At 61.5% G+C, this 22,247-nt stretch carries 20 protein-coding genes; 12 read left to right on the forward strand and 8 right to left on the reverse strand.

The window, feature by feature from the left end:
• Nucleotides 1-303 precede the first annotated feature (303 nt).
• On the reverse strand, nucleotides 304-504 hold the full coding sequence (locus CAF77_RS20410; RefSeq protein ID WP_007957826.1) for a hypothetical protein: 201 nt from the start codon (nucleotides 502-504) through the stop codon (nucleotides 304-306).
• Nucleotides 505-714: 210 nt separating this feature from the next.
• Between CAF77_RS20410 and CAF77_RS29385 the strand changes: the two genes are divergently transcribed.
• The 12 genes from CAF77_RS29385 (at nucleotide 715) to pcaC (ending at nucleotide 12,125) form a co-directional block, all read left to right on the forward strand.
• Complete coding sequence (locus CAF77_RS29385; RefSeq protein WP_170929005.1) at nucleotides 715-870, forward strand: hypothetical protein; 156 nt, start codon at nucleotides 715-717, stop codon at nucleotides 868-870.
• Nucleotides 871-1,143: 273 nt separating this feature from the next.
• The gene (pcaR, locus tag CAF77_RS20415) at nucleotides 1,144-1,986 is read left to right on the forward strand and encodes a pca regulon transcriptional regulator PcaR (protein ID WP_011332816.1); all 843 of its coding nucleotides are present in this window, start codon (nucleotides 1,144-1,146) and stop codon (nucleotides 1,984-1,986) included.
• A gap of 295 nt (nucleotides 1,987-2,281) precedes the next feature.
• Nucleotides 2,282-3,628, forward strand: a complete 1,347-nt coding sequence (locus tag CAF77_RS20420) for an MFS transporter (protein ID WP_064382955.1) — start codon at nucleotides 2,282-2,284, stop codon at nucleotides 3,626-3,628.
• 304 nt (nucleotides 3,629-3,932) lie between these two features.
• Entirely contained in the window at nucleotides 3,933-4,790 is an 858-nt protein-coding gene (locus CAF77_RS20425; RefSeq protein ID WP_003222404.1) for a CoA transferase subunit A, read from the forward strand.
• Nucleotides 4,790-5,569: a CoA-transferase subunit beta gene (locus CAF77_RS20430; RefSeq protein WP_064382956.1), complete on the forward strand. Its 780-nt coding sequence runs from the start codon at nucleotides 4,790-4,792 to the stop codon at nucleotides 5,567-5,569. Before CAF77_RS20425 ends, CAF77_RS20430 begins: the two co-directional genes overlap by 1 nt.
• Entirely contained in the window at nucleotides 5,566-6,771 is a 1,206-nt protein-coding gene (gene pcaF, locus CAF77_RS20435; protein WP_170929006.1) for a 3-oxoadipyl-CoA thiolase, read from the forward strand. Before CAF77_RS20430 ends, pcaF begins: the two co-directional genes overlap by 4 nt.
• A gap of 36 nt (nucleotides 6,772-6,807) precedes the next feature.
• The gene (gene pcaH / locus CAF77_RS20440; RefSeq protein ID WP_011332820.1) at nucleotides 6,808-7,512 is read left to right on the forward strand and encodes a protocatechuate 3,4-dioxygenase subunit beta; all 705 of its coding nucleotides are present in this window, start codon (nucleotides 6,808-6,810) and stop codon (nucleotides 7,510-7,512) included.
• Nucleotide 7,513: 1 nt separating this feature from the next.
• Nucleotides 7,514-8,080 carry a protocatechuate 3,4-dioxygenase subunit alpha gene (gene pcaG, locus CAF77_RS20445; protein WP_011332821.1) on the forward strand — a complete coding sequence of 189 codons (567 nt, stop codon included), beginning with the start codon at nucleotides 7,514-7,516 and terminating at the stop codon, nucleotides 8,078-8,080.
• A gap of 131 nt (nucleotides 8,081-8,211) precedes the next feature.
• A complete protein-coding gene (locus CAF77_RS20450) occupies nucleotides 8,212-9,507 on the forward strand; it encodes an MFS family transporter (protein WP_064382958.1) in 1,296 nt (431 codons plus the stop codon).
• Nucleotides 9,508-9,553: 46 nt separating this feature from the next.
• Nucleotides 9,554-10,918 (forward strand): 3-carboxy-cis,cis-muconate cycloisomerase, encoded by a 1,365-nt coding sequence (locus CAF77_RS20455; protein ID WP_085655642.1) that lies wholly within the window; start codon nucleotides 9,554-9,556, stop codon nucleotides 10,916-10,918.
• A 12-nt stretch (nucleotides 10,919-10,930) separates the two neighbouring features.
• Nucleotides 10,931-11,722 carry a 3-oxoadipate enol-lactonase gene (gene pcaD, locus CAF77_RS20460; protein ID WP_064382960.1) on the forward strand — a complete coding sequence of 264 codons (792 nt, stop codon included), beginning with the start codon at nucleotides 10,931-10,933 and terminating at the stop codon, nucleotides 11,720-11,722.
• Between the two features lie 10 nt (nucleotides 11,723-11,732).
• Nucleotides 11,733-12,125 (forward strand): 4-carboxymuconolactone decarboxylase, encoded by a 393-nt coding sequence (gene pcaC, locus CAF77_RS20465; protein ID WP_011332825.1) that lies wholly within the window; start codon nucleotides 11,733-11,735, stop codon nucleotides 12,123-12,125.
• A 51-nt stretch (nucleotides 12,126-12,176) separates the two neighbouring features.
• Here the strand turns inward: pcaC and CAF77_RS20470 are convergent, their stop codons facing one another.
• The 7 genes from CAF77_RS20470 to emhA form a co-directional block, all read right to left on the reverse strand.
• Entirely contained in the window at nucleotides 12,177-12,995 is an 819-nt protein-coding gene (locus CAF77_RS20470) for a methyltransferase domain-containing protein (protein WP_064382961.1), read from the reverse strand.
• A 21-nt stretch (nucleotides 12,996-13,016) separates the two neighbouring features.
• A complete protein-coding gene (locus tag CAF77_RS20475) occupies nucleotides 13,017-13,373 on the reverse strand; it encodes a DUF1641 domain-containing protein (protein ID WP_064382962.1) in 357 nt (118 codons plus the stop codon).
• A 26-nt stretch (nucleotides 13,374-13,399) separates the two neighbouring features.
• Entirely contained in the window at nucleotides 13,400-14,590 is a 1,191-nt protein-coding gene (locus CAF77_RS20480; protein WP_064382964.1) for an FAD/NAD(P)-binding oxidoreductase, read from the reverse strand.
• A gap of 184 nt (nucleotides 14,591-14,774) precedes the next feature.
• Nucleotides 14,775-16,034, reverse strand: a complete 1,260-nt coding sequence (locus CAF77_RS20485) for an OprD family porin (protein ID WP_064382966.1) — start codon at nucleotides 16,032-16,034, stop codon at nucleotides 14,775-14,777.
• Between the two features lie 289 nt (nucleotides 16,035-16,323).
• A complete protein-coding gene (gene emhC / locus CAF77_RS20490) occupies nucleotides 16,324-17,784 on the reverse strand; it encodes an efflux RND transporter outer membrane subunit EmhC (RefSeq protein WP_064382967.1) in 1,461 nt (486 codons plus the stop codon).
• A complete protein-coding gene (gene emhB, locus CAF77_RS20495) occupies nucleotides 17,781-20,945 on the reverse strand; it encodes an efflux RND transporter permease subunit EmhB (RefSeq protein WP_064382970.1) in 3,165 nt (1,054 codons plus the stop codon). The genes emhC and emhB overlap by 4 nt, the downstream gene beginning before the upstream one ends.
• A gap of 3 nt (nucleotides 20,946-20,948) precedes the next feature.
• Nucleotides 20,949-22,106: an efflux RND transporter periplasmic adaptor subunit EmhA gene (gene emhA, locus CAF77_RS20500; RefSeq protein WP_085655643.1), complete on the reverse strand. Its 1,158-nt coding sequence runs from the start codon at nucleotides 22,104-22,106 to the stop codon at nucleotides 20,949-20,951.
• Nucleotides 22,107-22,247 lie beyond the last annotated feature (141 nt).

Raw genomic sequence — 22,247 nt, forward strand, 5'->3', positions numbered from 1 at the left:
TCATCGGTAACATTCTTCAACGAATTAATTTGTATCAGAGGGCATTACCCCAGCTTTTTACGCGGTTTTGCAAGTCATTGATTCAGTTAAGAAAAACGTGAAGAGCCGGCGGGTTGGCCGGTTGTCGGGAGGGGCCAGAAGCTTGTATGAAATATCTTGGAAACACGTCTGACATGCTCCAAACCTGTGCAATACAGGGGAGTTGGCCGCTGCCCGCGGGTAGCGGGCGCGCAAGGCATCGTCAGTCCACCGTGCTTGTAACCCGGTGAGTACGCTTACCCTCGAAAGATGGAAGGGACGGCTTCAAGGCTCTTCGGCTTTGAGTTCCTCTTCCATTTTTTTCAGTTCTTGCTGGAAGACCTGATCCTGAACGGTAGGGCGTTTACGCCAGGCTTTGCGTTCTGGTTCGGGCTGGGCGGCGTAGGTGGTGACTTCCCCGCCGTAAACTTCCTTGTAACGTTGTTCCTGGCGCTCAAGTTCCGCGCGCAGTTCGTCTTTCGTCACAGTGCTACCTGTATGAGTTGAGATAAATGTCTGGTGAACGCACTGCAACGGATGATTTAACCGGTTCGCCAACAAGCGCTTGCCTGTGCAGGCAGCGCTATTGTCGGGAAGCGGTCAGGACTTCCATGTTGCAGGCGGCTACGGCACCAGATTAAAACTGACGCAGCATCAGTTTCCTGTTTCAGCGAGCGCGCTGGCGGTGCATCAGTAATGAGCATCAGGCGCTGGCCGGGGCTGGCGGCGATGGACATCGCGCCAGCGAGCGACACCGTCTGCAAAAAAAGCGCGGTGTCGCTGAGGTGCATTATAGCGGCCGAATCGGGATTGACTATCTTTGCCAAATTAAAAACGGTTCCGGATGTGTGATTGTTTTGTGACGTGCAACTTTCATCGATAGTTGCATCCTTGTTGCGCAGTGTTTGGTTTCTGGCGCCATTTAGTCGAACAACTAAGGCGCTTAAATTCCGCAGGCTTCCCTAGTTCAAATCCGCTCTGCACAGCCCAGCCAAAGAGGAGAGGATGATTGCGATTATCGGTCGACGGTTCGATAATCGCCCGGTGTTGGCGGTCTGTCGCTTGTGTAACCGCCGGCGAGCCGTTTGTATAGCCGTTGATCCGAACAAGAAAAAAGGACCTGACATGAACGATCAAATGCGCAATTCCTTCACCTCGGTAGCGCCGCCGATCGTCGCTTCGCCGGCCAAGCGTATCCAGGCCCTGACTGGTGATCCGGATTTCATGACCTCCCTGGCCCGTGGCCTGGCGGTGGTGCAGGCGTTTCAGGAGCGCAAGCGCCACCTGACCATCGCCCAGATCAGCCACCGCACGGAAATTCCCCGCGCCGCCGTGCGCCGTTGCCTGCACACACTGATCAAACTCGGCTACGCCACCACCGACGGGCGCACTTATTCGCTTCTGCCCAAAGTGCTGACCCTCGGTCACGCCTATCTGTCGTCGACGCCGCTGGCGGTCTCGGCCCAGCCGTACCTCGACCGCATGAGCGAGCAACTGCACGAGGCCTGCAACATGGCCACGCTGGAAGGCGACGACATTCTCTACATCGCCCGTTCGGCGACCACTCAGCGTCTGATTTCGGTGGACCTCTCGGTGGGCGGGCGTTTGCCGGCGTACTGCACGTCCATGGGGCGGATTCTGCTGGCGGCGCTGGACGACACCTCGCTGCGCGAATACCTCGACCACGCCGAACTGGTGGCCAAGACCAGCCGCACCATTCACACCGCAGACGCCTTGCTCGAATGTCTGCAGGAAGTCCGGCAGCAGGGCTGGTGCATCGTCGATCAGGAACTGGAACAGGGTCTGCGCTCGATTGCCGTGCCGGTGTACGACGCGTCCGGCCAGGTGGTGGCCGCGCTCAACGTCAGCACCCACGCCGGTCGCGTCAGCCGCACCGAGCTGGAGCAGCGCTTTTTGCCCGGTCTGTTGAGCGCCAGCCGCGACCTCAGTGCGCAGTTGTTCGCCTGATGAAGCTGTTCGATAAACGCACAGAGTTGCGTTTATCGAATTGACGCTAAAACCCCCGGATCATTAATGTCGCGGCAGCGTCATCCGGCGCGAATCTGAATGAGCCCGCCGGATTGTCGACTCCCATAATAATGACAAGAGGCAACTTCCCATGCGCACGTTCCCCGACTGTCGCCGCTCCCGTTCCTGTTGCCGGTATTAGCGCAACGCCTGATTTCTTCCTTATATAGTTGTGACCGTGCCGCTCTCTGGCCGGCCGCCGTTCGACTGCGTTTTCTTGCGTGGAATAAAAATAATGAACCAGCCTCAGTCCGCTGTAGGTCACTGCCTCGACGTGCAGTCCTTCATCAATGCCCAACCGATCTCGCGCTATCAGTGGCGCGTGGTGATCCTGTGTTTCCTGATTGTGTTCCTCGATGGCCTCGACACCGCGGCCATGGGTTTTATCGCGCCGGCCCTGTCCCAGGACTGGGGCATCGACCGCGCCAGCCTCGGCCCGGTGATGAGTGCCGCGCTGATCGGCATGGTCTTCGGTGCGCTGGGTTCCGGGCCGCTGGCTGACCGCTTCGGGCGAAAAGTCGTACTGGTCGGCGCGGTATTTCTGTTCGGCGCCTTCAGCCTGGCTTCGGCCTACGCCACCAACGTCGATCAGTTGCTGGTGCTGCGTTTCCTCACTGGTCTGGGACTGGGCGCCGGCATGCCGAACGCCACCACGCTATTGTCGGAATACACCCCGGAGCGCAAGAAGTCCCTGTTGGTGACCAGCATGTTCTGCGGCTTCAACCTGGGCATGGCCGGTGGCGGGTTTATTTCGGCCAAGTTGATCCCGGCATTCGGCTGGCACAGCCTGTTGCTTATCGGCGGGATCCTGCCGCTGATCCTCACCGTGGTGCTGCTGCTCTGGCTGCCGGAATCGGCGCGTTATCTGGTGGTGCGCAATCGTGGCACCGACAAGGTGCGCAGGACCCTCGCCCCCATTGACCCGGCCATAGTCGCTCAGGCTGCGAGTTTCAGTGTGCCGGAACAGAAAACCGTCAAAGCGCGCAATGTGTTCGCGGTGATTTTCTCCGGTACCTACAGCGTCGGCACGTTGCTGCTGTGGCTGACCTACTTCATGGGCCTGGTGATTGTTTACCTGCTGACCAGCTGGCTGCCGACCCTGATGCGCGACAGCGGCGCGAGCATGGAGCAGGCGGCGTTTATCGGCGCGCTGTTCCAGTTCGGCGGGGTGTTGAGTGCGGTCGGCGTGGGCTGGGCGATGGACCGCTTCAATCCGCACAAGGTCATCGGCATTTTCTACCTGCTGGCCGGGGTGTTCGCCTACGCGGTGGGGCAGAGTCTGGGCAACATCACGCTGCTGGCGACGTTGGTGCTGGTGGCGGGCATGTGTGTCAACGGCGCGCAATCGGCGATGCCGTCATTGGCGGCGCGGTTTTATCCGACGCAGGGCCGGGCGACCGGTGTGTCATGGATGCTCGGGATCGGCCGGTTCGGCGCGATTCTCGGGGCGTGGATGGGTGCGACTCTGTTGGGCCTGGGCTGGAATTTCGAACAGGTGCTGACAGCGTTGGTGATTCCGGCGGGCCTGGCCACGGCAGCGGTGGTGATCAAGGGGCTGGTCAGTCACGCGGACGCGACCTGAGTTTCATTGCAGGATCGTTCCCACGTCGAACTGGCCGCAGAGGTTGCTCCGCGTTCCGCTTCGGAAGGGACGCGGAGCGTCCCGGGCTGCATTCCCACGCAGAGCGTGGGAACGATCAGCGGCTCTCCCGCACGCGGTGCGGGAGTGATCATTAGGCAGATAACAATCTGTTCGATAAACGAACACTCAGTCGATTATCGGATTGTTTGGCGAAAATCAGCGGCTTAATCTTCAGTGACTCCGGCGCAGAACCTCGCGCCTTTTTATTCACTGGCGATTCATTACAAAAACGGGAGCCCGCTCCATGGCTGAGATCCTTTCGCTGCACGACGCGGTGAAGCAATTCGTCAACGACGGCGATACCGTCGCGCTCGAAGGCTTCACTCACCTGATCCCTACGGCGGCGGGTCATGAAATCATTCGTCAGGGCAAGAAAGATCTGACCCTGGTGCGGATGACGCCTGACCTGATCTACGACCAACTGATCGGCGCCGGCTGTGCACGCAAGCTGATCTTCTCCTGGGGCGGCAACCCTGGCGTGGGTTCGCTGCACCGTCTGCGCGACGCGGTCGAGAAGCAATGGCCGCATGCGCTGGAAATCGAAGAACACAGCCATGCCGACCTGGCCAATGCCTACGTCGCCGGCGCCTCCGGCTTACCGTTCGCGGTGCTGCGGGCCTACGCCGGTTCCGACCTGCCGAAGGTCAACCCGCTGATCAAATCCGTGACTTGCCCGTTCACCGGTGAAGTGCTGGCGGCGGTGCCGTCGGTGCGCCCGGACGTGACCGTGATCCACGCCCAGAAAGCCGACCGTCAGGGCAACGTGCTGCTGTGGGGCATTCTCGGTGTGCAAAAAGAAGCCGCACTGGCCGCCAAACGCTGCATCGTCACCGTCGAAGAAATCGTCGACAACCTCAACGCGCCGATGAACGCCTGCGTGCTGCCGACCTGGGCCTTGAGCGCGGTCTGCCATGTACCCGGTGGCGCGCATCCGTCGTACGCCCACGGTTACACCGAGCGTGACAACCGCTTCTATCAGGCGTGGGATCCGATCGCCCGCGACCGTGAGACGTTTACCGCGTGGATCAACGAATACATCCATGGCTGCGCTGACTTCAGCGAGTTCCAGGCCAAGTTGGCCGCTGCTTCGGAGGCCAAGTAATGACTTACACCACCAACGAAATGATGACCGTTGCCGCGGCCCGTCGCCTGCAGAACGGCTCGGTGTGCTTCGTCGGCATCGGCCTGCCGTCGAAAGCCGCCAACCTGGCGCGCCTGACCTCGTCGCCGGACGTAGTGCTGATCTACGAATCCGGCCCGATCGGCGCCAAACCCAGCGTATTGCCACTGTCGATCGGTGACGGCGAACTGGCAGAAACCGCGGACACTGTTGTGCCGACCGGTGAGATTTTTCGCTACTGGCTGCAGGGCGGGCGCATCGACGTCGGTTTCCTCGGTGCAGCCCAGGTCGACCGTTTTGGCAACATCAACACCACTGTGGTCGGCGACTATCACCAGCCGAAAGTACGCCTGCCGGGTGCCGGTGGCGCGCCGGAAATTGCTGGTTCTGCCAAGAGCGTGCTGATCATCCTTAAACAGTCGGCGCGTTCGTTTGTCGACAAGCTCGATTTCATTACCTCGGTCGGCCATGGCGAGGGCGGCGATTCGCGCAAACGTCTGGGCCTGCCGGGTGCCGGCCCGGTCGGGATCATCACCGACCTGTGCATCATGGAGCCGGAAGAGGGCACCCACGAGTTCGTGGTCACCGCACTGCACCCGGGCGTGACTCGCGAGCAAGTGGTCGCCGCCACCGGTTGGCCGATCCGTTTTGCCGACAGCGTTGCAACCACCGCTGAACCGACCGAAGTCGAACTGACTGCGCTGCGCGATCTCGAAGCGCGCACCGCAGCGGCCCACGGCCAGGCACCGGGAGAAGCATGATGCGTGACGTTTATATCTGCGATGCGATTCGTACCCCCATTGGTCGTTTCGGTGGCGGTCTGGCGGCGGTTCGCGCCGACGACCTGGCCGCCGTGCCGATCAAGGCCCTGATGGAGCGCAATCCGTCGGTGGACTGGAGCGCCATCGACGAGGTATTCCTCGGCTGCGCCAACCAGGCCGGTGAAGACAACCGCAACGTGGCGCGCATGGCGCTGCTGCTGGCCGGTCTGCCGGAGACCGTGCCGGGCGTCACCCTCAATCGCCTCTGCGCGTCGGGCATGGATGCCATCGGCACCGCGTTCCGCGCCATCGCCAGCGGTGAAATGGAGCTGGCGATTGCCGGTGGCGTCGAGTCGATGTCCCGCGCACCGTTCGTGATGGGCAAGGCTGATGCGGCGTTCTCGCGCAACATGAAGCTGGAAGACACCACCATCGGCTGGCGTTTCATCAACCCGTTGATGAAGGCGCAGTACGGCGTCGATGCGATGCCGCAGACCGCCGACAACGTCGCCGACGACTATAAAGTGTCGCGCGAAGATCAGGACGCTTTCGCCCTGCGCAGTCAGCAACGTACGGCCGCTGCCCAGGCTGCCGGCTACTTCGCCGAGGAAATCGTCGAAGTGCGGATCGCCCACAAGAAGGGCGAAACCGTGGTCAGCCAGGACGAACACCCTCGCGCCGACACCACGCTTGAAGCCCTGACCAAATTGAAACCGGTCAACGGCCCGGACAAGACAGTCACCGCCGGCAACGCTTCAGGCGTCAACGACGGTGCCGCCGCGCTGATTCTGGCCTCGGCGGAAGCGGTGAAAAAACACGGCCTGACCGCTCGCGCCAAAGTGCTCGGTATGGCCAGCGCTGGGGTCGCGCCACGGGTGATGGGCATCGGCCCGGTGCCGGCGGTGCGCAAACTCACCGAACGCCTCGGCGTGGCGGTCAGCGATTTCGATGTGATCGAACTCAACGAAGCGTTTGCCAGCCAGGGTCTGGCGGTATTACGCGAGTTGGGGCTGGCGGACGACGCGGCCCAGGTCAACCCGAACGGTGGCGCGATTGCCTTGGGCCACCCGTTGGGCATGAGCGGTGCGCGACTGGTGCTGACCGCGCTGCATCAGCTGGAAAAATCCGGTGGCAAGAAAGGTCTGGCGACCATGTGCGTCGGTGTCGGCCAGGGTCTGGCCCTGGCCATCGAACGCGTCTGACGCAAGCCGTGACGAAAAAGAACAGAGGAAAGCGAAATGACTGACAAGCCTGGTTACCGCCGCCCGCAGGAAGGCACCCAGCCGCCGTACCTGCATCCGACCTATCAATCCACCAATCTGCGCTCGCCGTCCAAGCCGTTGGTGTTCCTGCCGCATTCGCTGTCGGAAATCACCGGCCCGACCATCGGCGCCGAGCGTGTGGCCGATACCGACAACGATTTGACCGCCCAGCATCAGGGTGAACCCCTCGGCGAGCGGATCATCATTCACGGGCGCGTGCTCGACGAAGACGGTCTACCGGTGCCGGGGATTCTGGTGGAGATCTGGCAGGCCAACGCCGCCGGTCGCTACAACCACGCCCGTGACCTGCACGATGCACCGCTGGATCCGAATTTCACCGGCACCGGTCGCACCGTGACCGACGCCGACGGCTGGTATCAGTTCCAGACCATCAAGCCCGGCGCTTATCCGTGGGGCAACCACCACAACGCCTGGCGCCCGGCGCATGTGCATTTCTCGCTGTTCGGGCCGAGCATCCTGACCCGTCTGGTCACGCAAATGTATTTCCCGGGCGATCCGCTGCTGGCCTACGACCCGATCTACAACTGTGTGCCGGACACCTCGGCCAAGGAACGCCTGATCGCCGCTTTCGATCTGGAAAAAACCATTCCGTCCTACGCCCTCGCTTATCGCTGGGACATCGTGCTGCGCGGCCGCGAAGCCACGCCGATGGAGAAATGAGATGACCCTGACTGCGACCACGTCCCACACCGTCGGGCCGTATTACCACATCGGCCTGACCTGGCTGAACCGTGAAAACCTGGCCAACGAACTGACCCTCGGTCAGCGCGTGGCGATCACCGGCCAAGTGGTGGACGGCAACGGCGACGTCGTCAACGACGCCATGCTCGAAGTCTGGCAGGCCAACGCCGCCGGCAAATACGATCACCCGGAAGACGAGCAGGCCAAACCGCTCGACCCGAATTTCGAAGGCTTCGGCCGGGTGCCAGTAGATGCCGATGGGCGCTTCCGTTTCACCACCATCAAGCCGGGCACGGTCGAAGGCCTGAAAGGCACGACCCAGGCGCCGCATCTGGTGGTGCTGGTGTTTGCGCGCGGGCTGGTGAAGCACTTGCTGACGCGGATTTATTTCGAGGGCGATCCGGCGAACGTCAATGATCCGCTGCTCGAATGCGTACCGGCCGAACGCCGCGATACGTTGCTGGCGAAGCCGGATGCGGCGGGTGTCTATCAGTGGAATGTGATTCTGCAGGGCACTGATGCCGAGACGGTGTTCTTCGATTATTGAACCGGATACTGATCGTTCCCACGCTCTGCGTGGGAACGATCAGAGATCGGGTCTGGTTGGTGATCCAATGCGGAACGGGACTGTTGCGAAGTGTGTCTAGACTCTCACTGTCCCTATCGAGTGAAAAAACAATGACAACCACCACCTCCCATTACACCGGTGAAGAGCGCAGCAAGCGCATCTTTGCCATTGTCGGTGCCTCGTCCGGCAACCTCGTCGAATGGTTCGACTTCTACGTCTACGCTTTCTGCGCGATCTACTTCGCCCCGGCGTTTTTCCCCTCCGACAACCCCACGGTGCAACTGGTCAACACGGCAGGCGTGTTCGCCGCCGGGTTCCTGATGCGACCGATCGGCGGCTGGATTTTCGGCCGGGTCGCGGACAAGCACGGGCGCAAGAACTCGATGCTGATCTCGATCCTGATGATGTGCTTCGGCTCGTTGTTGATCGCCTGTCTGCCGACCTACAAGGACATCGGCGTCTGGGCGCCGCTGCTGCTGTTGTTCGCGCGTCTGCTGCAAGGCCTGTCGGTGGGCGGTGAGTACGGCACCACCGCGACCTACATGAGCGAAGTCGCGCTCAAGGGCCAGCGCGGGTTCTTCGCCTCGTTCCAGTACGTGACCCTGATCGGCGGGCAACTGCTGGCGGTGCTGCTGGTGGTGATCCTGCAACAGTTCCTTTCTGAAGAAGAATTGCGTGCCTACGGCTGGCGGATCCCGTTCGTGGTCGGGGCGGTAGCGGCGCTTATTTCGCTGTTCCTGCGTCGCTCGCTGAAAGAAACCACCAACAAGGAAACGCGTGAGCACAAGGACGCCGGCAGCATCAGTGCGCTGTTCCGCGACCACAAGGCTGCGTTCATCACCGTGCTCGGCTACACCGCCGGTGGCTCGCTGATTTTCTACACCTTCACCACGTACATGCAGAAGTACCTGGTGAACACCGCCGGCATGCATGCCAAGACCGCCAGCTACATCATGACCGGCGCGCTGTTCCTGTACATGTGCATGCAGCCGCTGTTCGGCATGCTCGCCGACAAGATCGGCCGGCGTAACTCGATGCTCTGGTTCGGCGGCCTCGGCACGTTGTTCACGGTGCCGATCCTGCTCAGCCTGAAAAGTGTCGGCAGCCCGTTCCTGGCTTTCGTGCTGATCACCCTGGCGCTGGCGATCGTCAGTTTCTACACCTCGATCAGCGGTCTGGTGAAAGCCGAGATGTTCCCGCCGGAAGTCCGCGCCCTCGGCGTCGGCCTGGCCTACGCGGTAGCGAATGCGATCTTCGGCGGTTCGGCAGAATACGTGGCCCTGAGCCTCAAGGCTGGTGGAATGGAAAACGCGTTCTACTGGTATGTCACGATCATGATGGCCGTGGCGTTCCTGTTCAGCCTGCGCCTGCCCAAAGAAGCGAAGTATTTGCACCACGACCTTTAAACCGATGCGCGCGGGCCACAACGGCCCGCGCCGGCAAGGACTGTTTATGACTCAGCGACCGGGCAATCAATTGTTCGATGCCTACTTTACTGCCCGCGATATGCGCGACGTGTTCTGCGATCAGGGCCGAGTGCAGGCGATGCTCGACTTCGAAGCGGCGCTGGCCCGGGCCGAAGCGCGGGTCGGGTTGATTCCGGCGAGTGCTGTCGCGTCGATTGAAAATGCCTGCCGCGCTGGGCTGTTTGATTTCGCGGCATTGGGCGAGGCGATTGCCACGGCCGGCAATTCGGCGATTCCGCTGGTCAAGGCCTTGGGCAAACAGATCGCCGCGACCGATGCCGAAGCCGAGCGTTACGTGCATCTGGGCGCCACCAGCCAGGACGTGATGGATTCCGGGTTGGTGCTGCAATTGCGTCAGGCGCTGGAATTGATTGAAAGGGAGTTGGTGCAACTGGCTGACTCCCTCGCCACTCAGGCGCAGCGCCACGCCGCGACGCCGCTGGCCGGACGTACCTGGCTGCAACATGCGACGCCGGTGACGCTCGGCATGAAGATCGCCGGTTGGCTCGGCGCGATCACGCGCAGCCGTCAGCGTCTGCGCGAGCTCAAACCGCGACTGCTGGTGCTGCAATTCGGCGGCGCGTCCGGCACCCTCGCGGCGCTCGGCGAACAGGCGTTGCCGATCGCCCAGGCGCTGGCCGAAGAACTGAATCTGACCCTGCCGGAACAACCCTGGCACACCCAGCGTGATCGCATCGTCGAGTTCGGCGCGGTACTTGGTCTGATCGCCGGCAGCCTTGGCAAATTCGGCCGCGACATCAGCCTGTTGATGCAGACCGAAGCGGCGGAAGTGTTCGAGCCGTCGGCGCCGGGCAAGGGCGGTTCTTCGACCATGCCGCATAAGCGCAACCCGGTGGGCGCGGCGGTGTTGATCGGTGCGGCGACCCGGGTGCCGGGGCTGGTGTCGACGCTGTTCAGCGCCATGCCCCAGGAGCACGAACGCAGTCTCGGTTTGTGGCACGCCGAATGGGAAACCCTGCCGGAGATCTGCTGCCTGGTGTCCGGCGCGCTGCAACAGGCGCGGCTGCTGGCCGATGGTCTGGAGATCGATGCCGCGCGCATGGCCCGCAACCTGGAACTGACTCAAGGTCTGGTGCTGGCCGAAGCAGTGAGCATCGTGCTTGCGCAACGGGTCGGCCGCGACACCGCGCATCATCTGCTCGAGCAATGCTGCAAACGGGCGGTGGCCGAACAGCGTCATCTGCGAGCGGTCCTCGGTGACGAGCCGCAGGTGACCGCCGAACTGAGCGCAACCGAACTGGATCATCTGCTCGATCCCGCCCATTACCTCGGTCAGGCACAGGTCTGGGTCGAGCGGGCAGTGGCCGAACACAACGCATTGTCTGACTGAAAGGAGAGGGCTGTGGCTTTCGTTCAACTCGCCGATGGCGAACTGCATTACACATTGGAAGGCCCGGTCGATACGCCGGTGCTGGTGCTGTCCAACTCGCTGGGCACCGACCTGCACATGTGGGACGTGCAGATGCCGGCCTTCACCGGACATTTTCGCGTGCTGCGTTTCGATACTCGCGGGCATGGCCAGTCGCTGGTGACGCCGGGCCCTTACAGCATCGAGCAACTGGGCCGCGACGTGCTGGCGCTGCTGGATGCGCTGCACATCGAACGCGCGCATTTCTGCGGGCTGTCGATGGGCGGCCTGATCGGCCAGTGGCTGGGGATCAATGCCGGCCAGCGTCTGAACAAACTGATCGTCTGCAACACGGCGGCGAAAATCGGCGATCCGTCGGTGTGGAATCCGCGCATCGAAACCGTGCTGCGCGACGGTCCGGCGGCGATGGTCGCGTTGCGCGATGCATCGATTGCCCGCTGGTTTACCCCGGACTTTTCGGCAGCCAATCCGGCAGCCGCGAAGCAGATCACCGACATGCTGGCCGCGACCCATCCTGAAGGTTACGCCGCCAACTGCGCAGCGGTACGCGATGCGGATTTCCGTGAGCAGTTGGCGTCGATCAAGGCGCCGCTGCTGGTGATCGCCGGTACCGAAGATGCGGTGACGCCACCGTCCGGCGGGCATTTCATTCAGGAACACGTGCGCGGCGCCGAGTACGCCGAGTTCTATGCGGCGCACCTTTCCAACGTTCAGGCCGGTGACGCGTTCAGCGACCGCGTGCTGACCTTTTTGCTGGCCGATTGAGGGGATTTCCGTGGACGAGAAACAACGTTACGACGACGGCATGCAAGTGCGCCGCGCGGTGCTCGGCGATGCTCACGTCGACCGCAGCCTGACCACGCTGACCGAGTTCAACTCGGAGTTCCAGGAGATGATCACCCGTCACGCCTGGGGCGACATCTGGACCCGCCCGGGCCTGCCACGCCACACCCGCAGCCTGATCACCATCGCCATGCTGATCGGCATGAACCGCGAAGGTGAACTGAAGTTGCACCTGCGGGCGGCGGCCAACAATGGCGTGAGCCGTGGCGAGATCAAGGAAGTGATCATGCAGAGCGCGATCTACTGCGGGATTCCGGCGGCGAATGCGACCTTTCATCTGGCCGAGTCGGTGTGGGATGAGCTGGGTACCGAATCCCGCGAGTGATCGTTGAACTCAAGGGATCGCAGTCTTCAACTGGCTGCGATCCTTTGAAAATCACACCTTGGCAACAATGAAAATCCGCTTGAACGCAAACAACGTATGGCCATTTTCCTCCTGCGGATAATGCGCATGCACCCGCATCAGGTAGTGATAAATGAAGCGCGCCTGTTCCTCTGACGTCAGCCCCTGCATCACCGGCCGCAGCGCCGACACCTTCACCCAGTCATAAACCGGCGATTTACCGTCGACCACCTGCAACTGCTCGGTTTCCCAGATATCCAGTGACTGGGTCAGCGGGGCCAGCAACCGGTAGTAATCCTCCAGCGACAACAACGGCCGCGCGGCCATGCGCTGGCGCAATTGTGCAGTGCCGATGGGGCGACCGCAGGGTCCGGCATCGTTGAGGGTGTCGAGCATCAGCTGATACCACAGCGCATCGCGCCAGTCCGGCATGTGCGCGGCGAGGCATCCACCGGGGTTTATGTGGCTGAGCAGACGGGGCAGCAGTTGCTCATGGTCGTCGATAAAGTGCAGCACGGCTGCGGCCAGCAGCAGGTCGGCCGATTGTTCGGGTTGCCAGTCGAGCAGGTTGCAATGCTGCCACGACGCCTTGATCGGCAGGCTGCGTGCCTGATCGAGCATCTGTGCCGAACTGTCGATGCCCCGCAACTGCGCCCCCGGCCAGCGTTCGGCCAACAGTTGCGTGGCAATCCCGGTGCCGCAACCGAGGTCATAAATGCGCTGAGGATTGTCCAGGTCTACGCGGCCGAGCAATTCAACGACCGGTTGTTGCCTGAGGCGGGAAAACTGCTGGTACGCCTTGGCGTCCCAGTCGGAGCAGGGCTTGCCCGGCGTTTCGAGTTTTACGCTCATGAGGTGATCCTCTCTGGCGAGTTAAAGTTGTCTTCCGATGACGTTGAGCGCTTTCAAGACAACGGCTACTCCTTTGCGTGTATCGCTGTCGTTCAACAGTTTGAGCAGTGCAACGACGCTTGGTGGCTGGTGTTGCGCGGCCACTTCAGCCTTCGCCAGACGCAGAGCATTGGCCATCTCCCAACTGCCGGCTGCCGCCTGTTCGACCAGCAAGGACAGCTTCTCCACCATGGCTTCATCCAACAGGTCGACCAGATCCGACAGCAGGGACAGCAGGTCGACAATGTTTTCCAGCCGTCCAGCGTCGATCAACGGTTGCAGTCTGGCCATCAGGGCGGTGTAGCCGGGTGTGGCCGACGGGGCTTCAGACTCTTTCATCAGCAATCACTCCTCCCTGTGCAGGGTCAAAGCATTCCTCGGGCCACCGCCCAGTACAGACCGCGATTGAAGCTGTTGCGCAGCAGGCCGCCAAGCTTGGTCGGTGGCGTCGGCAGTACATCGCTCCGATAGTTGTACCAAAGCGGCATTCCGGCATTCAGGCCCATTTGCGCAACGGCCTGAACGCGACCGTCATAGGCACTGATGGGGTGCCCCAGACGGATTTCGGCGGCGATGTTGTTGGCGATCACCGGTGCCTGGTTATGGCAGGCTCCACCGGCCTTGCTCACCGGCAGGTCAACGGTGTCGCCGATCACATAGACCCCGTCCAGGCCATAGACCTGCAGGGTTTCGTGGTTGGTCGGCAACCAGCCTTCGTTGTTGGGCGCCTGGGAAATTCCGGATTCCAGCACCGCATCCACGGCGCGGATCGGCGGGGTTGCCATCAGGATGTCGAACTGTTCGTCCGCGCCTTCATGGGAGTAGGCGATTTTTGCGTCGGGATCGACCTGGCTCAGGGTGAAACCGCGCCGATACTGGATGCCCGCTTTGTCGAAAATGCCCGGCAGGATCTCTCCGGTCGGGCGTTGCAGGAACAGACAGTTGCGCAACAGCTGGGCGGTAGTCGGGTAGGTGTAGATGATCTCCACGTTCTTGCGAACACCCCGACGACACAGAAAATCATGCAGCATGAGTGTCGTTTCTACCGGAGCAATACCGCATTGGTGCGGCACATTGGGAGTCTGCGGAAAAGACACGGTAATGAAAATCCGACCTTTTTCAATCGTGCTCAGACGTTGCGCCAGTTGGCGCGCCGGTTCGTATTGATAGAAATGGTCGCCGACCTCTTTCAACCCCTCGATGCGTTCCGGAGCGGGCACACAACCGGTGGCGATGACCAGAAAGTCGTAGACAAAAAACTTGCCGCTATGGGTTTTGAGGCGCTGGTTGTTGAAGTCGAACCGTATGACCTTTTCAACCTGAAAGTCGATTTCAGGTCGCAACAATGAGCGTTCCGGGCGTTTGAGTTCTTCCTTGAAAAACAGGTTGAACGCCACGTACATGAACGCAGGTTTGTAGTAATGATCGGGGGATTCCGACAGCAGGATGATCGAGACTTCGCCACGCAGGATTTCGGGATACAGCTTGCCGACCAATTGATTGGCCAGCATGGTTCCGCCTACGCCGCCACCGACGATCACTATTCGCTTTTTCATACCTGACCTCCATGGTCAAGGTGTGCTTCGCGTACAGCATCCGGAGATAACGGAAGGTAAATGGCTCCTACTGCAGGCTGGAGAATAAAAAGTACCGCTTAAATGTAACCGGGTCCTGGTGGCTTGCCAGACTCAAATGACCAGCGGTCAAAGACGGCGCTCGCCGGGAGCGCCGTTGTCACAGTCACAGCAAACTGATCGGATAGCTGACGATCAGGCGGTTCTCGTCGAACTCGTTGTTGCTGAAGTCGCGGCGCATGGTCGAGTTACGCCATCTGACGTTCAGGTTCTTCAGCGCGCCGCTCTGCACGGTGTAGCCCAGTTCCGATTCGCGCCCCCATTCCTTGCCGTCGGTGATGGTGCCGGTGTGGACGTTGTCGCCACTGATGTAGCGGTTCATCAGGGTCAGGCCGGGAACGCCGAGGGCGACGAAGTTGTAGTCGTGGCGGACCTGCCAGGAGCGTTCCTGCGCGTTGTCGTAACTGGCGTTGTAGCTGTCGTTGGCCAGGGTGCCGCCGCTGGTGCCGTTGACCCGCATCCAGGCGCTGTCGCCGGTGAGTTTCTGCAGGCCGACGTAGAAGGTGTGGCCACCGTATTTTGCCGAGAACATCCCCGACCAGGTCTTGTTGTCGAGCTCGCCGGCGCGGGCGCTGCCGTCGTCCTTGCCATAGAAGAAACCGAGGTTGGCCCCCAGGGTCCAGTCGCCGATTGGCTGGCTGTGGATCAGGTTGATGTATTGCTGGCTGTAGATGTCCTTGAGTTCGGCGTTCCACAGGCCGATCTGGGTGCGCTTGTCATTGAATACGTATTCGCCGCCCTGAAAGTTGAAGCGATCCGAGGTGAACGCGGCTTTGCCGGTCATCGACATGTCGCTCATGCTGCTGTCGTCGCGCGGGCTGTTGGCGCGGAACTGGCCGCCGTAAAGGGTCAGGCCATCGATTTCCTTCGAGGTGATCTGGCCGCCGCGAAAGGTCTGCGGCAGCGAGCGGCCGTCGTCCGAGCGCAGGATCGGCAACACCGGCATCCACTCGCCGACCTTCACTTCGGTTTGCGACAGCTTCGCCTTGAACGCGACGTTGGTGCGGCCGAAGTTGTCCGCCGGGCGTCCGTCATGATCCAGCGGCAACAACTGCGTGCCACCGGTGCCTTTGCCGCCATCGAGCTTCACCGAGTACAACCCCAGCACATCCATGCCGAACCCGACGGTGCCCTGGGTGAAACCGGATTTGGCGTCGAGGATGAAGTTCTGCGTCCACTCTTCAGCCTTGCCCTGAGCCTTGGTCGGGTTGGTGAAGTTGCGGTTGATGTAGAAGTTGCGCAGGTTCAGGTTGACCTTGGCCCCGTCGATAAAACCGGCTTCTTCAGCCGCAGCGGGCAGCGCGATGCCGGCGAGGGCGAGGGCGATCAGACCGGGAAGTGCGTAGGGCGCAGGGGAGGTTGTCATGGGCTCGGGTCTCTCTTGTTTTTTTGGGCGAACGGGAGCGCTGCGGCCGTTTTCTGAGGCGCAGGAATTCAATGGAATCAGGGGGCGAAGCGGCGGCGATCAGCCGGGAGGAGCAGGGCGCGGGAGCATGGTGTCGAACCTGTTGTTATTGGTTTTGTGGCTCGAATGGTGCGGGGCGCGGGCGAGGCGATTCAATCGGCGAAAGTGGAATTTGGGCGATTATCGAACGCAAGATTTGCGGGCAACAAAAAGCCCACCAAACGGTGGGCGTCTTGTATTCAGCAGATGATCAGAACAGCTTCATCTTCGGCGCTTCTTCTTTGAGCGGCTCGTTCTGCGCGGTCTGCGCATTCCAGCCACCGCCCAGGGCCTTGTACAGGTTGACCGCACTGGTCAGCTGCGCGAGGCGGTCGGTGATCAGCGATTGTTGTGCGCTGAACAGCTGACGCTGGGCATCAAGGAAGGTCAGGTTGCTGTCGACGCCAATGCGATAGCGACGCTCGGCCAGGCGGTAGTAATCCTGGTTGGCCTGAACGAAATCACGCTGTGCCTGCAACTGCTCGGTGTAGGTCTGGCGTGCGGCCAGGCCGTCGGCGACTTCCTGGAAGGCCGTTTGAATGGACTTCTCGTAGTTCGCCACGCCAATGTCCTTCTGGATCTTGGCGTAGTCGAGGCTGGCGCGCAGGCTGCCGGCGTTGAAGATCGGCAGGTTGATCTGCGGCTGGAACAGCCACGTGCCCGAACCGCCCTTGAACAGGCCGGACAGGTCCGGGCTCAGGCTGCCCGCGTTGGCGGTCAGGCTGATGCTCGGGAAGAACGCTGCACGGGCTGCGCCGATGTTGGCGTTGGCGGCCTTCAGGTTGTACTCGGCCTGCAGGATGTCCGGACGACGTTGCAGCAGATCCGACGGCAGACCGGCCGGCACATCGGCCAGCAGGTCATCCGACAGCGGCTTGGCCGCTTGCAGGTTGGCCGGGATGCCAGTGCCGAGCAGCAGGGTCAGGCTGTTTTCGTCCTGGGCCACCTGGCGGGTGTAACGCGCCAGTTGTGCCCGGGCGTTCTCGACCGAGGTGCGCGACTGCGCCAGGTCCAGCGCCGAGGCCACACCGACTTCATTGCTGCGACTGGTCAGCTTGTAGCTTTCCTCGAAGGCACCGAGGGTGTCCTGAGTCAGCTTGAGCAGTTCCTTGTCGGCCTGCCAGGTCAGGTAGGCGTTGGCCACGCTTGCCACCAGGCTGATCTGGGTGCTGCGGCGCGCTTCTTCGGTGGCGAAGTATTGTTGCAGCGCTTGTTCGCTCAGGCTGCGAACCCGACCGAACAGGTCGAGTTCGTAGGCGCTGATGCCGACGGTGGCGGAGTAGGAGCTGGTGATGCTCGACTCGCCGGTCTGCGACGCACGGGCCGGAACCCGCTGACGGCTGCCGCTGGCATTGGCCGACACGGCCGGGAACAGATCAGCACGCTGGATGCGGTATTGAGCCGCATAGGCGTCGATGTTCAGCGCCGCGACACGCAGGTCGCGGTTGTTTTCCAGGGCCACCTGGATCAGCTGCTGCAGGGCAGGGTCGTGGAAAAACTGCTTCCAGCCCTGCTCGGCAGCGGCCTGTGCCGGTGCCTGGGCCGGCGAGTACGCCGGGCCCTGCGGGAATTGCGCGGCCACCGGTGCTTCCGGCTGCTGATAATCCGGTATCAGCGAGCAACCGCTCAGCACGAAGGCGGCGACTGCGATGGAGAGTAGCGACTTGCTCATTGGCCAGCCTCTTTAGGAGTTTCTATGGCGTCATCCTTGCCGGCGTTTTTGCGCTGACCCATGGACGACACAGTGACGAAGAACAGTGGAACCCAGAAAATCGCCAGGATCGTTGCGGTGAGCATACCGCCAATCACGCCGGTACCGATCGCGTGTTGACTGCCCGAGCCTGCGCCGGTGGAGATAGCCAACGGTACAACACCGAGGACGAAGGCCAGCGACGTCATGATGATCGGTCGCAGACGCATGCGGCAGGCTTCGATGGCCGCATCGCGCAGACTTCGTCCCTGCTCGTGCAATTCCTTGGCGAACTCGACGATCAGAATGGCGTTTTTAGCCGCAAGACCAATGGTCGTCAACAGACCCACCTGGAAGTACACGTCGTTCGACAGACCGCGCAGGCTGGTGGCCATCAGCGCACCGATGATCCCCAGCGGTACCACGAGCATGACCGCGATCGGAATCGACCAGCTTTCATACAGCGCCGCCAGACACAGGAACACCATCAGCAGCGACAGGGCGTACAGCGCCGGAGCCTGCGAGCCGGAGAGTCGTTCTTCATACGACAGACCGGTCCACGAGATACCCACACCGGCCGGCAGCTTCTTGGCGATCGCCTCGACTTCGGCCATCGCTTCACCGGTGGAATAACCCGGCGCCGGGGCACCAAGGATCTCGACCGCTTCAACGCCGTTGTAACGCGCCAGCTTTGGCGAACCGTAGATCCACTCGCCCTTGGCGAACGCGGAGAAAGGAACCATGGTGCCGGAGGCGTTACGCACGTACCACTTCTTCAGGTCTTCCGGGCTCATGCGCGAATCTGGCCGGCCCTGCACGTACACCTTCTTCACCCGACCGCGGTCGATGAAGTCGTTGACGTAGCTACTGCCCAATGCAATCGACAGGGTGTTGTTGATGTCGGAGATGGTGATGCCCAGGGCACTGGCCTTCTCGTCATCGATTTCCAGCTGGAATTGCGGCTCGTCGTTCAGACCGTTCGGACGGACCTGCGTGAGCACCTTGCTCTGCGCGGCCATGCCGAGGAACTGGTTGCGTGCAGCCATCAACTTCTCGTGACCGATACCGGCGCGGTCCTGCAGGAACACGTCGAAACCGGTGGCGTTACCCAGCTCCAGTACGGCCGGCGGGGCGAAGGCGAACACCATCGCATCGCGGAAGCTGAAGAAGTGCTGCTGGGCGCGGGCGGCGAGTTTGAACACGCTGTTGTCGGCGTTACGTTCGTCCCACGGCTTGAGCATGATGAACGCCATACCCGAGCTCTGGCCACGGCCGGCGAAGTTGAAGCCGGTCACGGTGAACACCGAGGCGACTGCGTCGCCTTCACCGCCATCCTTGGTCGGACGCAGCAGGAATTCACGCATTTCATCCACCACCACCTGAGTGCGCTGGGCACTGGAACCGGCTGGCGTCTGCACCTGGGCGAACAGAACGCCCTGGTCTTCTTCCGGCAGGAACGCGGTCGGAATGCGGGTGAACAGCCAGATCATGCCGATCACGATCAGCAGGTAGGCCAGCAGATACGGCGCCTTGCGCGACAACATGTTGCCGACACCGCGCTCGTAGCTGTTGACGCCACGGTCGAAATTGCGGTTGAACCAGCCGAAGAAACCTTTTTTCGGCGTGCCGTGCTCACCGTGCGGAATCGCCTTGAGCATGGTGGCGCACAGCGCCGGGGTGAAGATCAGCGCGACCAGTACCGACAAGGCCATGGCCGACACGATGGTGATCGAGAACTGCTTGTAGATCACACCGGTGGAGCCGCTGAAGAACGCCATCGGCAGCAATACCGCCGACAGCACCAGGGCGATACCGACCAGGGCGCCTTGGATCTGGCCCATGGATTTTTTGGTCGCTTCCTTCGGTGACAAGCCTTCTTCGCTCATCACCCGCTCGACGTTTTCCACCACAACGATGGCGTCGTCCACCAGCAAACCGATGGCCAGCACCATGCCGAACATGGTCAGGGTGTTGATGCTGAAGCCGGCCGCCGCGAGGATGCCGAATGTACCGAGCAGTACCACCGGCACGGTCATCGTGGTGATGACGGTGGCGCGGAAGTTCTGCAGGAACAGGAACATCACCAGGAACACCAGCGCAATCGCTTCGACCAGGGTGTGAACCACACCTTTGATCGACTCGGTCACCACCGGGGTGGTGTCGTACGGGAACACCACTTCCATGCCTTGCGGGAAGAACGGCTTGAGGTCGTCAATCGTCTTGCGCAGTGCCTTGGCGGTGTCGAGAGCGTTGGCGCCGTTTGCCAGTTTCACCGCCAGACCGGAAGCCGGGCTGCCGTTGAACTGGGCGCTGATCGCATAGTTCTCGCCACCCAGGCCGACGTCGGCGACGTCTTTCAAGCGAACCTGCGAGCCGTCCTTGTTGACCTTGAGCAGAATCTCTTTGAACTGCTCGGCAGTCTGCAGACGGGTCTTGCCGATGATCGTGGCGTTCAGCTGCTGGCCCTGCACGGCAGGCAAGCCACCGAGCTGACCGGACGACACCTGGACGTTCTGCGCCGCAATCGCGGTTTTCACGTCGACCGGGGTCAGGTTGAAGTTGTTCAACTTGGCCGGGTCGAGCCAGATGCGCATTGCGTACTGGGCACCGAAGACCTGGAAGTCACCGACACCGGCGGTCCGCGAGATCGGGTCCTGCATGTTCGACACGATGTAGTTGGACAGGTCGTCCTTGGTCATGCTGCCGTCACGCGACACCACGCCGATCACCAGCAGGAAGTTCTTCACTGCCTTGGTCACGCGGATACCCTGTTGCTGCACTTCCTGCGGCAGCAGCGGGGTGGCCAGGTTCAGCTTGTTCTGGACCTGAACCTGCGCGGTGTCGGAGTTGGTGCCTTGCTCGAAGGTCGCGGTGATGGTCATGCTGCCGTCGGAGTTACTTTCCGAGGACACATAACGCAGGTTGTCGATACCGTTGAGCTGCTGCTCGATCACTTGCACCACGGTGTCCTGAACCGTCTGTGCCGAAGCACCCGGGTAGGTCACGGAGATTGCAATGGCCGGTGGCGCAATGCTCGGGTACTGGTTGATCGGCAGTTTCAGGATCGAAAGTGCCCCGACCAGCATGATCACCAGGGCAATTACCCAGGCGAAAATCGGACGGTCGATGAAAAATTTTGACATGGATTACTCCCCTTTGCCGCCGGCGGCTTTGTCAGCTGCCTGAGCGGGGGCCGGGTTCTTGTTGCCGACGTTGGTCGCTTCGGTCGGTTTGACCTCAACACCCGGTTTGACGAATTGCAGCCCTTCGGTGATCAGGCGATCGCCGGCCTTCAGGCCGTCTTCGATCAGCCACTGGCTGTCGACAGTACGGCTGGCCTTGAGCTGACGCAGTTCGACCTTGTTGTCCGGGCCGACGACCAGTGCGGTCGGGGTGCCTTTGAGGTCGCGGGTCACGCCTTGCTGCGGTGCGAGGATCGCGGCGCTGTTCACACCGGCCTGCAACTGTGCGTGGACGAACATGCCTGGCAGCAGGGTGTGATCCGGGTTCGGGAACACGGCGCGCAGGGTCACGGAACCGGTGGTCTGATCGACCGACACTTCGGAGAATTCCAGCTTACCGTCGAGCTTGTACTGGCTGCCGTCTTCCAGGGTCAGCTTGACCGCAGCGGCGTTGTCGCCAGCCTTTTGCAGGCGGCCACTTTCCAGTTCGCGGCGCAGTTCCAGCAATTCGACCGAGGACTGGGTGACGTCGACGTAGATCGGGTCCAGTTGCTGGATCACGGCCATCGCGTCGGCCTGTCCGTTGCTGACCAGCGCGCCTTCGGTCACCGAAGAGCGGCCAATACGACCGGAGATCGGTGCGTAGACCTTGGTGTAACGCACGTTGATCTGTGCGGTCTGCAACGACGCTTCCGATTGCAGGCGGTTGGCCACGGCGGTGTCGTATTCCTGACGGCTGACGGCCTGCTCGTCGACCAGTTGCTTGTAGCGGTCGGAGATCGACTTGGTCGAACGCAGGTTGGCTTCGGCGCTTTTCAGGGTCGCTTCATAGACCGACGGATCGATCTGATACAGCTGCTGGCCGGCTTTGACATCGGCGCCTTCCTTGAACAGACGCTTGAGAATGATGCCGTTGACCTGCGGACGAACTTCGGCGATGCGGAACGCGCTGGTGCGGCCCGGCAATTCGGAAGTCAGGGTAAAGGCTTGTGGTTGCAGGGTGACGACGCCGACCTGAGGAGGTGGTGCGGCGGGAGCCGCCTCTTCCTTTTTACATCCGCTGAGCAGCGATGCCAGGGCGACGGCAGTGACCAGAGCGGTAACAGCTGGCTTGAATTGCATGAAGATCCTCGGGTCAGGCGCGCGAAAAGCGCACAAGAAGTGTGGAAGGGTAAAAAAGGGTTACCGGGTGGATAAGTAGCTTGCTAATGAATATACTTACGTTCATGGTTGTTTGTAAACACCTTGGCGTCGTATCCACCC

This window comes from Pseudomonas sp. R15(2017), assembly GCF_002112685.1.
Classification (GTDB): Bacteria; Pseudomonadota; Gammaproteobacteria; order Pseudomonadales; family Pseudomonadaceae; genus Aquipseudomonas; species Aquipseudomonas glycinae.